Origin of the sequence: Fructilactobacillus carniphilus (assembly GCF_024029675.1) — a bacterium.
Lineage (GTDB): Bacteria > Bacillota > Bacilli > Lactobacillales > Lactobacillaceae > Fructilactobacillus > Fructilactobacillus carniphilus.
The window spans coordinates 1357378-1371644 of sequence record NZ_CP097121.1; the positions used below are offsets into that span (position 1 = coordinate 1357378).

The window sequence follows — 14267 nt, forward strand, 5'->3', positions numbered from 1 at the left end:
ATAAAAAAACGAGGTTCTCCTCGTTTAGTGTAAATCTTAGTGCTCTTCGGAATCATCGTCCGTGGTCACGGGAGCTTCGGTGACTTCGAACCAGTTAATAAATGAGTTTTCGTAATCAAGAACTTTAAAGTTAAAGTGACCAATTTGCACTACGTCACCAACTTCGATGTGCGGGTAGTGATCAATCACAAACCCGGCAATCGTCACGATGTCTGATTCATTAAATTCTTTGATTTGTGTATCAAAATACTTCTCAAAGTCGTAAGTATTGAGTTTACCGCTGATTTTGTAAGAACCATTGGGTTGCTTAAAGATGTAGGTATGACTCGATGGGTCAATTTCGTCGCGGACCGTTCCAAAGAGTTCTTCGTAGATATCTTTGTCAGTGATGATCCCGGAAGTTCCCCCGTATTCGTCAATGACGACCACGATGGGTTGGTGATTCTTAATCATTTGTTGTAACACGATCGAAATCGTGGTGGTTTCTGAAGTGGTGTCAATCTTCCGAATCAAAGTGGTAATTGGTTTATCCGGGTTAATTTGCGATTGCTTGATTAAATCGTAAATGTAGACGTAGCCGAGGATGTCATCTTTATCGTTATCTTTGACGACGGGAAGCCGACTAAACTTTGTGCTTAAGTAAGTCTCAATTGCATCGCTAACGGTATCGTTAATGTCGATGGTTTTGAGTTGCGTCCGATCAATCATGATATCGCGGGCCGTTTTATCGTTGAGCTCAAAGGCCCGCCGCATGTACAGGTAGTCGTTTTGTTCGAGGTCCCCGTTTTGGACGGCGGCTTTGGAAACACTGAGGATTTCTGATTGTGATAATGCTTCGTCGTTTTCGTTGGCAACTGGTAAGCCCAGTAGCTTAACTACTCCAGAGGCGGAAACGTTCAGTAACCAAACGAAGGGATAGAAGATGACGTGGCAGTAATGTAAGGGCGTGCTAACCACGTTTAATACCTTGAGGGGCATATCAATACTCAGGTTTTTGGGCAGGATTTCTGTGAAGACCACCTCTAAGTAGGTCAACACGATAATTCCCAAAATGGCGCCAATTCCGTGCGCCGTGGCGCTCGGGGTTCCCATTCCGTCGTGACCGAGTACTCTGACAAAGACAGCAATTGCAAAGGATTCACCAATCCATCCCAGGATAATTCCGGCTAACGAAACTCCCACTTGGGTGGTAGATAGGTATTCATTCAGGTTTTTCACCATGTGCAGTTCACGGGTTAATTTCCGTTTTCGTTTGGTAGAAGTGTTTTCGTCATCGAGTTCCTCTTGTAGGGCCGTGGTCCGGGTTTGCACCAGGGCAAACTCACAGGCCACGAAAAAGCCGGCACAAAAGAATGTGACTAAAATAATAACTAAGTCGATAAATATCGATCCAGTAACCAAAGTAGCATTCCTCTTTTCGTTGATGTAAGTAAATAAAAATAGTAATAGTTGCTAACTAATCCTATTTTAAACAGTTATCTCTTATTTTACCATAATATTGTAGAAAACGACTCTGAAACTTCGGGCTAATTAGTTGCCTTGCTGGCTGGCTGGACCTAAAATATAGGCGTCAGGTAACTGATAGATTAATTGGTAAAGGGGTTTTTAAAATGGCACGGAATGAAATGCAAAATAACGGTCGCAATCCGTTAGATGATTTCTTTGGGAACTTTGGTAAGAGTTTGTTGACTTCAGTGGCTGGCGATAACCAAATGAAGACCGACGTGATTGAACATCAAACCGATTACGAAGTGATCGTGGAATTACCGGGATTTAAGAAACAGGATATTCATCTGACCTACAACGATGGCACTTTGAACGTGCATGCCACAAATGACATTAACGCAGAAATGCAAAATGAGGATGGACACGTCTTGAGTCAAGAACGGCGTTCCATGGACGTCACTCGATCCTTTTACCTGCCAGACGTGGATGACCACAAAATTGATGCCAACTACCACGATGGTTTGTTGAAAGTTACCTTACCGAAGGTTGCTTCCGCTGATGATGGCAGTAACAACATTGAAATTAAATAATTAAACCTAATAAAACATCTGGTCCCAGTTCGGACGAGATGTTTTATTTTTGCTTAAATTTGACGGAAACAAGAGCTTGGGGCCCGCGCCGAAGTTAGATTTCTGTATACTAATGGTAGTAAAAGGACGAAAGTGGGGATTCAGCATGCAAGAATTAACGGGTTTAACCAGTGCGGAAGTCCAAGCGCGAGTGCACCAAGGATTGAAGAATACGGAACCTAAACCCCTTACCAAATCAACGGGTCGGATTATTGCCGAGAACGTTTTTACTTTATTTAACTTAATTAACGTGGTGCTGGCAGTCATGGTCTTTACAACGGGGAGCTACAAAAACATGCTCTTCTTATTGATTGCCACGGTGAACACCTTGATTGGCATCTTTCAGGAGCTCCGTTCGAAACGCCAGATTGATAAAATGGCGCTGTTGTCACATTCACCGATTACGGTAATCCGGAACGGAACGGCGGAGTCGATTGCCCCAGCTGAGATTGTGGAGGGCGATACGTTAAAGATTACGTTGGGTGACCAACTGCCGGTGGACGGTAAAATCATTGCCACCCAGGAACTGGAAGTTGATGAATCACAAATTACGGGGGAAGCCGATCCAATTACCAAAGCAGTTGGTGATTCCGTAACGTCGGGAAGTTTTGTGGTGAGCGGGAATGCATACGTTCAGGTAACCAAGGTGGGCGATGCGACCTTTGTGAACTCCTTGACTGCCAAGCTTAAACCAACTAAGCAAAATAACAGTCGCTTGTTGCGGTTAATCAACCGGATTATTCGGATTCTCACCATTATCATTGTGCCACTCGGGGCCATTCTGTTAGCATCACGTTTTTTCCACGGCGTGGGCTACAACCAGGCCATTTTAGGGACGGTTGCTGCCATGATGGGAATGATTCCGGAAGGACTGGTGTTACTATCCTCGGTAACGCTGGCAGTTTCCGCGTATAATTTGGCCCGGCAACACGTATTGGTCCGGGATTTAGCGTCGATTGAAACGCTGGCCCGGGTTGATACGATTTGTCTCGATAAAACGGGAACGATTACGACGGGGAAGTTACAATTTAAAGAGCTACAACTAGCCACAAACCAATATTCTGAAGCAGAGGTAAGTGCCATCTTGGGATCGCTGGTCAACGGGATTGCCGATACCAACGAAACAGCGCAAACTCTGCAGCAGCACTTTACCGAACATCCCTACGCCGTTAGCCACGTGGTGCCGTTTTCTTCGGCTCGCAAGTGGAGTGGTGCGGAGCTGGGGACGACGGGGAACTTTGCCTTGGGTGCTCCCCAGTTTGTGTTGGATCTAACGCCTGCCCAGCGAGAGCAAGTGGCGACGTTTGCCAAAGCTGGTAACAGAGTGTTGGCACTAGTTCAAGCGGACCACATGACGACCACGGAATTACAGGGAACTCGTTTATTGGCGTTCATCTTAATTACGGATGTAATTCGTCCGGACGCAGAGTCGACCTTAGAGTACCTGCGCAATCAGGGAGTTACTGTAAAGGTGATTTCTGGTGATGATCCGACGACGGTGGCCCAAATTGCCCGCACCACGAACATTCCGGGTTGGGAGCAATTAGTGGATATGAGTCAGGTGCCAGACGATGCCGATTATCGAGAACTTACCAACCGGTACACGATTTTTGGACGGGTCAAACCGGACCAAAAGGAACAACTAATTAAGGCCTTACAAGCCAACGGTCACACGGTTGCCATGACCGGTGATGGGGTCAATGATATCCTGGCGTTGCGGCAGTCGAACTGTGGAATTGCGATGGCCAGTGGAAACGAAAGTACCAAGAGTATTGCGGACTTTGTGTTGATGAACTCGAACTTTTCGGCGCTCATTAACGTGCTTAAAGAGGGACGGCGGGTCATCAATAACATAGATAGCATCGCCTCACTCTACCTGATTAAGACGATGTTTTCGGTGATGCTCAGTATTATTTTCTTGTTCTTGGCCAAGGACTATCCCTTCGAACCGATTCAGTTAACTCCGATTAACAGCTTGATGGTGGGGATTCCCTCGTTCTTACTGGCATTAGCGCCGGCCTTTCATCCCATCAAGGACCGCTTTGTGGCTGGGATTACCGGGATTTCGTTGCCGTCCGCTTTGACGGTGGTCATTAATATCTTAGTGATCAATGGGATTGGGGTGTTACTGCACTGGAATCAATTGCAGTTGTCCACTTTGAGTGTGTTGATTACCGGTTTTGTTTGCTGGCAAGCATTGATTCTGGTTAGTCGACCGCTGAATCCCTATAAGTCAACGGTGGTCTTGAGTAGCATTGTTCTCTTCTTGTTAACCTTTATCTTTTTACGTCACTTCTTTGGCTTTGACTCAATCTTCAGTTGGCCATTGGGGGCAGTGGGATTGGTCTTAATCCTCTTAATTAATCCGCTGTTTCTGGGACTACAACGACTGGTCGATCGGGTTACCCCAGTTGTCCAGACGTGGTACCACCAGCTGCAGCACCGTTTTGCACGATCTAAATAATTATTAAGTAAAAAGAGTTATCATCGATGCGGATGATAGCTCTTTGAGTTTTTTACGGATTAGTTTTGGTTCAGCCAATCATTAATTTGATCTTGAACTTCTTGTTGGTAATTACCAGTAATGACGAAATCTTCGCCATCGCTTTCGTTCCCACCCTTTAAGGTTAACCCAGGGAGCACGTTGGCACCCTTCGCGAGATCCTTGATTTGGGAGAAGACCGTTCCCGTTCCAAAGCCAGAGTTGGTGGCGAAAGGAAGCACCGTTTTACCGTTAAAGTCATAACTGGATAAAAAGCTAGCCACTGGTTGCGGTAAAGCCATGTCCCAAGTGGGAGTTCCCAGGTAAATGTGATCATACTGAGCAAAATCAGTTACTTGGTCAGCCAGTTCAGGGTCATGGTGGGATTCTTGATCAGCTTGGGCAGCAGTTAATTGTTGTTGGAAAGTCTTTGGTAGTGGTTCTTTAGTGGTAATGGCAAATAAATCACCGCCCACTTGTGCTTGAATCATTTCGGCAATGGCTTTCGTGTTTCCGGTTCTAGAAAAGTAGGCAATTAAATTTTTAGTTTCTGGCATGATGAAGGTTCCTTTCTGGTACAAAATAATTTATCACAAGTTAATCATAGCACAATGTTCATCCAAAACAGGCTGAAAAGACCGGTTAATCATGCTTATGAGCAACCTCAATTGTCAATTAAAATAATTTTCTGAATTTTTTTCGCCAAAAATAAGCTTTTTTGATAGACAATGGTAATTCATCGTGATATATTTAATTGCGTGCGATACACAAGTGGGCAACTGCTTAACGTGCGGCATGAAAACTATTGGGAAGTAGCTAATGTGAATTAGCTACGGTAAAAAACAGAAAGGATGTTTCTTATGTTTAAACACACACGCAAACTACAGTACAACGCCAAGCCGGATCGTCCAGATCCATTAATGGCACGTCGCTTACAAGAATCATTGGGAGGCCAATGGGGTGAAGTGACTGGTATGATGTCTTACCTATCTCAAGGTTGGTCTTCAACTGGTGACGAAAAGTACAAAGATCTTTTATTAGACACTGGTACTGAAGAAATTGCCCACGTAGAAATGATTTCTACTATGATTGCCTACTTGTTAGAAGGAGCACCATTTAGCGAACAAGACGCTGCTTACCAAAAGGATCCTGCTTTAGCTTCTGTTATGGCTGGGATGGACCCAGAACACGCCTTAGTTCACGGTATGACTGCTAGCTTAAACAACCCGAACGGTTTTGGTTGGAACGCCGGCTACGCTACTTCTAGTGGTAACCTGGTTGCTGACATGCGGTTCAACGTAACGCGTGAATCAGAAGCTCGTTTACAAGTTAGTCGTCTTTACTACATGACTGAAGACGAAGGAATTCGTGACATGTTGAAGTTCTTGTTAGCTCGTGAAACTCAACACCAACTTCAATTCATGAAGGCTCAAGAAGAATTAGAAGAAAAGTACGGTGTAATCGTACCAGGTGATATGAAAGAAATTGAACACAAGCAATTCTCTCACGTATTGATGAACTTCTCCGATGGTGAAGGTTCCAAGGCCTTTGAAGGACAAGTTGCTAAAGACGGTGAGAAATTCACTTACCAAGAAAACCCAGAAGCAATGGGTGGTATTCCTAAGACGAAGCCAGCTGACAAGCGGCTTCACAACGACCAAGGTTAATTTTAATCCCTTGGTTCAAATGAAAGATCGGATCTGTATGACTGCAGACCCGGTCTTTTTTGTTTATTTTTTTGTAAACACACGGGCCACAATTGTGATGATAGTCAGCAATAACGCGATGCACAATGACCACCCAAAGGCTCCTTGCGGCGAATTATAGGCAATCACGGGCAGGAGGCCAAGCACTGCTTGGGTTTTAATGGCATTTACCAAGATGTAAATTTGTACGAGCCAGCTCATCAACGTAATTGCTAAGAGAAAATAAAAATACGTTTTTTTCAAGGAAATCACCTCCAAATTTTAGCTTTGTTAGTAATTTATCAAATTTTCCCAGTTAGAACAATAGAATTGTGCTAAACTAGGGTCAAATCTAATTACTTAGTGGGTTGCCATCCGCAAGTCGACTAGCTTGTCGACACGCCACTTAAAAAACAAAAGGAGTTTAGATCATGCAGTTATCCCCAAAACGCAAAGACCAAATCATCAACTGGGCTTATCGAACGGCAGGTTCGAACTGGTTCGATTTATTGGGAGTCGCTATCGTATTAGCAGCAACCATTTCGGCTGGTTATTACGCCACCACGTTAGCGCAGTCACCGATTCCGTGGCTCCGCGACAGTACCTGGAAGTGGTTCCCCTTAGGAATTGTCTCCACAATTTCAGCAGTTCTATCTGTGCTATCCACGCGGTACGTGGGTAAGATTAATAACCTCGGAAATCTGATTGGGTTCATTAACATTGTGATTGCGGGGTTCGTGGACTATGCGTTGGGAAACTTTGGGGCGATTTATACCTATCCAATTTCCTTCGTGCTTAATATGCTGGCTTGGTTCACATGGCGGACGATTTTTAAACATCGGAAGGGAACGGTTCCGCACGCTAAAGTTGTGATGCCGTTAATTGCGGTATTTGCCGTAATTATTAGCTTTGGAATTAACTACTGGGCGTTTCGCCAGGTAAACTTTTTGTTCATCATGACATCGTTAGTTTTTTCATTTTCGTTAATGGCAGATATTTTGAACGTTTTTAAGGTTAAGTCACAATGGACCGCTTGGGGTGTCTATAACGTCCTCCAGTTGGTCCGGAACGTAACGATGGGAAACTGGGCCAACGTTGGTAAGTACATTTACTACGTCCTCAACTCAATGATTTCGTTTGTCTACTGGAAGTTAACGGGAAAATCGGTGATCCAATCTCGGGAGGCTAAATGAAAATCATTGACCTTGGCAAGGCCGTTTTACTAATCTTTTTAATCATCTTTGGGGTGTCGTTAGCAACTGCTTTACTGCTGAAAATCAGACCGGATTGGAACGAACCATTTTTAAAAATTATTCGTGATCTCCTCATTATTGGCTCGATTTTGTGGTATACGCTTCACGCTCACTTAGTTCAATTTCGGGGCTTGAATTTTAAACTGGACGGACTGGCGTTAGGGGTAGGGTTAATCGTTATGATTGGCTCAGTCCTGTTGGAACCAGATCAAGGTGATTCCATTAAGTTACTCCCCTACCAGGTGTTACAGGTGCTGATTTTTGCGCCTATTATGGAAGAAGTTATCTGTCGGGGTGTAATTTTTGGTAACTATGCTTCCGAACAGCTTGTCATTGCAACTTTAGTTTCCACAGTTTTGTTTGTGGCACTTCATTTTTCCACTAATCTAATTGAGATTGTAGAGTTCGTTTTGATTTCACTGATTCTTTGTTACGTTCAGTTTAAGACGGAAAATGTGCTAAATTGCATTGTGCTCCACTCTTTGTTGAATTTATCCCTGCTAATTGGAAGCCGATTTTTGCAATGATAAAGTACTATATAGCTCTGACTCAGACACTAATAGTAATAACAACAAAGACGATGGAAATAACAACTAAAAATTAACGTAGAAAGCGTTCTTGAAATTTAATTTCAGGAACGCTTTTTTGTTAACAGTTAGTTTTAGTCAGGGAATAATCACTGAATAATTAATTTTTTTAAGTGTGGAATTATTGAAAAAATAAAAAATTTTCCCTTGTTTAATGATCATTTACAGTTGGCGATAATAATAGGATGAAAGCGAATTCAAGCCTAAGAAAAAATAAAAAGGTTCGTCATTTTCTTGCTGAAAAACAAAAAAACGGCTTGTAAGTTAAGAAAATGCGTCCTATAATGAGTAAAATTTAAATTAAAGTTAAGGTATTTATTTGGAGACGATTTTATGACAGCACCGACAACAAAACGGCAAACGCTTCTCACGGTTAAGGATTTAACCACCTCATTTAAAATCGATGGGAAGTTTTATCCGGCGATTTCTGAAATTAATATGAAGATTAAACAAGATGAAATTCTGGCAATTGTGGGTGAATCTGGTTGTGGTAAGAGTACCTTGGTTAATTCCATCATGGGATTACAAGATCCTGCCGAAACTAAGATTAGCGGCGAAATCGACTTTGAAGGACAAGATTTAACCCAAATTGATGAGAATACATACAACCAAATTCGGGGCGCCAAGATTGGCATGATCTTCCAGGATCCATTGTCAGCCCTAGATCCCCTGAAACGGATTGAGGATCAGATTCAAGAAACGTTGATCTATCATACCGATTTAAACGCCAACGAACGGCACGCACGGGTGTTGGAATTGTTAGACCAGGTTGGAATTGTGGATCCGAAGCGGACGGCGCACCAATTTCCCCACCAGTTATCTGGGGGAATGCGCCAACGGGTCGTAATCGCCATTGCAATTGCATGTAAGCCGGATTTCATCATTGCCGATGAACCAAAACCACCGCGCTGGACGTAACGATTCAAGCGCAAATCTTGGACTTGTTGCGGAGCATCCAAACTGAAAACCACGCTAGCATCATCCTAATCACTCATGATTTAGGGGTGGTGGCCGAAACCGCCGACTACGTGCACGTTATGTATGCTGGTAAGATTGTGGAAAAGGGATCGGTTGACCAAGTCTTCAACGACCCCAAACATCCTTACACTCGTTCATTATTAAAATCAATTCCGCAAGCGGACAGTGAAAACGATGATCTTTACGTGATTCAAGGTTCCGTTCCGTCATTGCAAAAGATGCCGCGGACCGGAGATGCCTTTGCACCCCGGATTCCTTGGATTCCGGCTAGTGACCACGAAGAACATCCTGAGATGCACCGCTTAGAGGATGGTCACGAAGTCCGGTGTACCTGCTACAAGAACTTTTACTTTAAGGAGGAAAGTGAATAATGAGCTTGTTAACGGTTAACAATTTAAAAGTTCACTTTCCCATTCGCGGCGGCTTTTTCAACCGCGTGGTCGACAAAGTTTACGCCGTCGACGGAGTGAGTTTTGAAATCCAACCAGGAGAATCGTTTGGATTAGTTGGAGAATCCGGTTCGGGGAAATCAACGACAGGAAAGACCATCATCGGACTGGAAAAATCCACGTCCGGTGAGATTCAATTTAACGGGCAGCCGGTTGATACGAAGCACGAACGGGAAAAGCTAAACTACGATAAAGAAGTGCAAATGATTTTCCAAGATTCTTTTTCGAGTTTGAACCCCCGCAAACGGGTCGAAAGTATCATCGCCGAACCACTGAAAAACTTCGAAAAATTAACTCCCGAACAAGAAAAAATTCGGGTTTTGCAACTAATGAAGATTGTGGGGCTAGCTCCTGACATGCTGTACAAGTATCCCCACCAATTTTCTGGGGGCCAACGGCAACGGATTGGAATTGCCCGCGCCGTAGCCACGAACCCGAAGTTGATTATCGCGGACGAACCAGTTTCTGCCTTGGACTTATCGGTTCAGGCGCAGGTCTTGAACTTCATGAAGAAGATTCAACGTGAGATTGGGGTTTCCTACCTCTTTATCTCTCATGACCTCGGGGTGGTGCGACACATGTGTGACCGAATCGCGATTATGAATCGGGGCCAAATCGTTGAAGTTGGTAGTCGAGCCGATATTTATCAACATGCTAAACACATTTACACCCAACGCTTACTCGCTGCCATTCCTAGTACCAACCTCGAAAAACGGCAGAGTAACTTGGAACATAGACGAGAGATTGAAAAACAATATCAGGAACATAAAGATGACTACTACGATGAAAACGGTCGGGCCTACCCCATGGTTGAAGTTAGTCCCGGACATCTGGTCTCATTACCACCCAAAGAAGCACTGCATTACAAGCAATTAAAGGAGGAAGATTAATCATGTGGAAAACAATTTTACGCCGAATCTTGATTATGATTCCCGAATTAATTGTCTTGAGTATCTTGGTGTTCTTGATGGCGAAGGCGATGCCGGGGGATCCATTTACTGGATCTATTAACCCAAAGAGTAACCCCGCTGAAATTCACCGATTGATGGCGGCCAATGGATTGTTTGATCCGTGGTACGTACAGTACTGGCACTGGGTGGTTAACTTGTTCCACGGCAACTTAGGGATGAGTTATGAGTACCAGATGCCCGTGGTGGACTTGATTAAACAACGGGGAATGAACACCCTTTGGTTAGCGGTCTTCACAATGATTCTGACCTACGCGATTGGATTACCACTCGGAATTTACGCCGGGAAGAATGAAGGAAAATGGCCGGATACCTTAATTCGGATTTACACGTACGTTACGATGTCGATTCCATTCTTCGTGGTTCTTGTGATTGGAATCTGGATTTTTGGATACGCATTAGGGTGGTTCCCAACTTCAGGTTCTGTCTCACCGAGTGTTTCTGGTTTAGGACCAACTATTTTATCTCGACTAGGGCACATTATCTTACCGGGTCTCTTGGGAGCTTTATTTGGAACCGTAAATATCATTCAGTACTTACGTTCCCAAGTAATTGACTCCAAACACTCCGCCTTTGTAAAGACGGAAGTTGCCAAGGGGGTTCCTAGCAAGGCAATCTACCGGCACCACATCTTTAGAAATTCCGTGTTACCAATTGCCGCTTTCGCCGGCTACTCAATTACTGGATTACTAGCTGGTTCCATCTTTACCGAAATGATTTTCTCGTATCCAGGGATGGGACAACTATTCTTAAACGCAGTTAACTTCCGTGATTACACGGTTATCACCACGTTAGTGTTACTGTACGGATTCTTGAACCTTTTAGGGACCCTACTTTCAGATATCGTCTTGAGTATCGTGGATCCCCGGATTCGGATTGAGTAGGAAGGAGGAACGAAGATGGCATATGATTTTAACGGACGCGATGAGTTATCGGATGCCGAATTGCTAGAGTTATCTAGTGAAGCCGAAAATGAAGCTACGCCCAGTACCATTCGGGTAATGTTCAACGAATTCAAAGCAGATAAAGTCGCGATGGCCTCGGCAATCTTTATCGTGGCCTTTATCATATTAGTGGTAATTGGTTCCTTCTTTATAAACGTTCCACAAATCATGCAAACGGATTTGATGGGCTACTATGCGAAACCATTTACGAACTATATTTTAGGGGGAGACTCCTCTGGGCGACCAATTCTGTCGCAACTGGTTGTAGGGTCACGGAACTCAATCTTAATTGCGATTGGGCTAACCGCCATTTCTTCCACCTTTGGGGTGGTATATGGATTAGTTTCTGGATACTACGGAGGTTACGTTGATTTAACCATGCAACGGGTTTATGACTTCATGATGATTATCCCGATGTTAATGACAATCATCGTGTTGGTTACGATTATCCCACACTACAACGCGATTACGTTAACCCTATTACTATCCATCTTTTACTGGATGGGAACGTCGCGGTTGATTCGGTCTAGTACGTTAGCCGAGTCGCAAAAGGATTACGTTGCTGCATCCAAGGTCTCTGGTACCAGTAATTTCAAGATTATGTTCCGATAAATTTTACCGAACATTTCATCTTTAATCATCGTTGATACCACGTTATCCTTTGCGGAAAACATCGGGGTGGAAACGGGACTATCTTACTTAGGGTTCGGGCTTCCTGATGGCACTCCTTCACTGGGGACGTTAATCGCGAACGCCAACGATCCAAACAACATCACGCAGTATTGGTGGACTTGGTTACCAGCTGCCTTAGAAATTATTTTGTTATGTTTAGCCATTAGCTACGTGGGCCAAGTATTACGGCGGACCGCCAATGCTTCCCAACGGCGGAGTAACTAAAGTAATTAATCATTGAGGGAGGTGGTTGCGAATTTCACATCAGTTACGCGGTTCACAGCATCTAAAATTAAGGGAGGAAAAGCAGAAAATGAAGAAACGATACAAACTTGCCATGTGGGGAAGCGCAGCCTTAGTTGCCCTTTCACTGGCCGCCTGTTCTAATGGAGGCGACAGTGCCACGGCGAAAACGCCAAAATTGCCACAAACTTTTAGTGCTTCAGGGAAAGCAAGTGAATCCGCTAATAACGGAACTTTGAAGATTGGGGAAGTTTCACCATCACCATTTACAGGGATTTCTGATCCACTGTTGATTAGTGCTAAAACCGACCAGGATGTTTTCTTACCTGGTGGTCAAAACAACTTATTTGCCACCGACAATAATTACAAGATTAAGGACGGTGGTTTGGCCAACCTGCGCTTAGACCGGAAGAACAATACCGCCACAGTTACGCTTCGGAATAATGCTAAGTGGTCTAACGGAATGCCAGTAACGGCCAAAGACGTTGAATACGCCTACGAGGTGTTGGCTAACCCCCAAACGAAGTCCCAACAATATTCCGAAAACTTTGAAAACATTAAGGGAATGAAGGACTACCACGAAGGAAAGGCTGCTGGTATTTCAGGAATTACTTTCCCAGATGGTGAAAAAGGGAAGAAGACTGTGATTCACTTTGATCGGGTTACCCCAGCCATGCAATACGCTGGGAATGACTTTATGTGGGGAACGGTTGAACCATACGAATATTTGAAGGACGTTAAGATTCCTGACTTGGTATCGTCGGAAAAAATCCGGAAAACGCCAATCTTTACCGGTGCCTACAAGTTGGACAAAGTGGTTGAAGGGGAATCGACTAGTTGGAGTCCAAACAAGTACTACTGGGGCAAGAAGGCTCACATCAAACACATTAATATCCAAATTGTTTCTCCAAGTAACGTGACCTCTGCGTTGAAAGCCAAGAAATACGACTTTACTCAAGGAGTTCAAGCTGCAGCTGATTATCCAAAGATTTCGAAGTTGAGTAATTACAAGGTGGTTGGTGCACCAGAACTAGGTTACTACTACTTTGGATTTAACTTGGGTCACTTAGATACCAAGACGAACACGCAGGTTACTGACAAGAACAAGAAGATGAGTAACAAGAACTTGCGGCAAGCCATGATGTACGCCATCGATCAAGACGAAGTTACTAAGAAATTTGGGAACGGAGTTTCATGGCGAGCTAATACCCTGCTTCCACCAGTATTTAAGAAGTATTACGACAAGAATGCTAAAGGGTTTACTTACGATCAAGCGAAGGCGGAAAAGCTGTTAGACCAAGCTGGTTACAAGAAGAAGGGTAAGTGGCGGACTCAACCAAATGGGAAACCATTGGAAATTAACTTTGCGGCACCAAACAGTTCTGAATCAGCTAACGCCACTAGTAAGTACTACGTTCAACAATGGCGTAAGTTAGGCTTGAATGTGAAGTTTACTACTGGAAAGTTAATGGAAACAAACAGTTACTTTGAAGCTCTACAAAAACCAGATAACAAGGATATTGATGTCTGGAGAGGTGGTTTTAGTGTTAGTTCCGAACCAACTCCGACTGGATTGTACGGTAAAAGCGCACCATTCAACATGGGTCACTTTGTATCGAAAGAAAACACGCAACTGATGAGTAACATGAACAACGACAAGGCTTGGAACGAAAAGTACCGGGCTAAACAATTTAAAGACTGGCAAGAATACATGAACAAGGAAACGGCTTACGCTCCTGCTTCGTTCTCTCTAGACTGGCAACCAGTTAACAAGCGGGTTAAGGGTTACAGCGTTAAACCAGCTGATGGTGACAACGCATTTAGTAACTTGCAACTTACGCAAACTGAAACCAAATAATTTCTAATTTTTGGACCCATAACGATGAAATCGTTATGGGTTTTTTTATAACCAGGAGGTGCTAGTATTAGAA

At 43.9% G+C, this 14267-nt stretch carries 11 protein-coding genes and 2 pseudogenes; 10 read left to right on the plus strand and 3 right to left on the minus strand.

The features are described from left to right. Positions 1-36: 36 nt before the first annotated feature. A complete protein-coding gene (locus M3M37_RS06805) occupies positions 37-1401 on the minus strand; it encodes a hemolysin family protein (protein ID WP_252795054.1) in 1365 nt (454 codons plus the stop codon). Between the two features lie 209 nt (positions 1402-1610). On the opposite strand from M3M37_RS06805, the gene M3M37_RS06810 reads away from it, so the two are divergent. Beyond that, positions 1611-2036, plus strand: a complete 426-nt coding sequence (locus M3M37_RS06810) for an Hsp20/alpha crystallin family protein (protein ID WP_252795055.1) — start codon at positions 1611-1613, stop codon at positions 2034-2036. Between the two features lie 145 nt (positions 2037-2181). Continuing rightward, complete coding sequence (locus tag M3M37_RS06815; RefSeq protein ID WP_252795056.1) at positions 2182-4539, plus strand: HAD-IC family P-type ATPase; 2358 nt, start codon at positions 2182-2184, stop codon at positions 4537-4539. A 59-nt stretch (positions 4540-4598) separates the two neighbouring features. Here M3M37_RS06815 and M3M37_RS06820 read toward each other — a convergent pair whose 3' ends face one another. Continuing rightward, positions 4599-5114, minus strand: coding sequence for a flavodoxin (locus tag M3M37_RS06820; RefSeq protein WP_252795057.1), 516 nt, complete (start codon positions 5112-5114; stop codon positions 4599-4601). A gap of 303 nt (positions 5115-5417) precedes the next feature. Between M3M37_RS06820 and M3M37_RS06825 the strand changes: the two genes are divergently transcribed. Further along, positions 5418-6224, plus strand: a complete 807-nt coding sequence (locus M3M37_RS06825; protein ID WP_252795058.1) for a manganese catalase — start codon at positions 5418-5420, stop codon at positions 6222-6224. 63 nt (positions 6225-6287) lie between these two features. Here the strand turns inward: M3M37_RS06825 and M3M37_RS06830 are convergent, their stop codons facing one another. Beyond that, complete coding sequence (locus M3M37_RS06830) at positions 6288-6506, minus strand: hypothetical protein (RefSeq protein ID WP_252795059.1); 219 nt, start codon at positions 6504-6506, stop codon at positions 6288-6290. Positions 6507-6673: 167 nt separating this feature from the next. Between M3M37_RS06830 and M3M37_RS06835 the strand changes: the two genes are divergently transcribed. The 7 genes and pseudogenes from M3M37_RS06835 (at position 6674) to M3M37_RS06865 (ending at position 14194) form a co-directional block, all read left to right on the plus strand. Next, the gene (locus M3M37_RS06835; protein ID WP_252795060.1) at positions 6674-7435 is read left to right on the plus strand and encodes a nicotinamide mononucleotide transporter family protein; all 762 of its coding nucleotides are present in this window, start codon (positions 6674-6676) and stop codon (positions 7433-7435) included. Then, positions 7432-8022 (plus strand): CPBP family intramembrane glutamic endopeptidase, encoded by a 591-nt coding sequence (locus M3M37_RS06840; protein ID WP_252795061.1) that lies wholly within the window; start codon positions 7432-7434, stop codon positions 8020-8022. Before M3M37_RS06835 ends, M3M37_RS06840 begins: the two co-directional genes overlap by 4 nt. Positions 8023-8415: 393 nt before the next feature. After that, a pseudogene (locus M3M37_RS06845) lies at positions 8416-9431 on the plus strand (ABC transporter ATP-binding protein). Continuing rightward, a complete protein-coding gene (locus tag M3M37_RS06850) occupies positions 9431-10399 on the plus strand; it encodes an ABC transporter ATP-binding protein (protein ID WP_274705512.1) in 969 nt (322 codons plus the stop codon). The pseudogene M3M37_RS06845 and the gene M3M37_RS06850 overlap by 1 nt, the downstream one beginning before the upstream one ends. Positions 10400-10401: 2 nt before the next feature. Beyond that, entirely contained in the window at positions 10402-11361 is a 960-nt protein-coding gene (locus M3M37_RS06855; protein WP_252795062.1) for an ABC transporter permease, read from the plus strand. A gap of 15 nt (positions 11362-11376) precedes the next feature. Next, positions 11377-12318, plus strand: a pseudogene (locus M3M37_RS06860) (ABC transporter permease). A gap of 88 nt (positions 12319-12406) precedes the next feature. After that, complete coding sequence (locus tag M3M37_RS06865) at positions 12407-14194, plus strand: oligopeptide ABC transporter substrate-binding protein (protein WP_252795063.1); 1788 nt, start codon at positions 12407-12409, stop codon at positions 14192-14194. Positions 14195-14267 lie beyond the last annotated feature (73 nt).

Coding starts and splice junctions, on each gene's coding strand:
- M3M37_RS06810 (WP_252795055.1), top strand. CDS start 1,611: ATGGCACGGAATGAAATGCAAAATAACGGTCGCAATCCGTTAGATGAT.
- M3M37_RS06815 (WP_252795056.1), top strand. CDS start 2,182: ATGCAAGAATTAACGGGTTTAACCAGTGCGGAAGTCCAAGCGCGAGTG.
- M3M37_RS06820 (WP_252795057.1), bottom strand. CDS start 5,114: ATGCCAGAAACTAAAAATTTAATTGCCTACTTTTCTAGAACCGGAAAC.
- M3M37_RS06825 (WP_252795058.1), top strand. CDS start 5,418: ATGTTTAAACACACACGCAAACTACAGTACAACGCCAAGCCGGATCGT.
- M3M37_RS06835 (WP_252795060.1), top strand. CDS start 6,674: ATGCAGTTATCCCCAAAACGCAAAGACCAAATCATCAACTGGGCTTAT.
- M3M37_RS06840 (WP_252795061.1), top strand. CDS start 7,432: ATGAAAATCATTGACCTTGGCAAGGCCGTTTTACTAATCTTTTTAATC.
- M3M37_RS06850 (WP_274705512.1), top strand. CDS start 9,431: ATGAGCTTGTTAACGGTTAACAATTTAAAAGTTCACTTTCCCATTCGC.
- M3M37_RS06855 (WP_252795062.1), top strand. CDS start 10,402: ATGTGGAAAACAATTTTACGCCGAATCTTGATTATGATTCCCGAATTA.
- M3M37_RS06865 (WP_252795063.1), top strand. CDS start 12,407: ATGAAGAAACGATACAAACTTGCCATGTGGGGAAGCGCAGCCTTAGTT.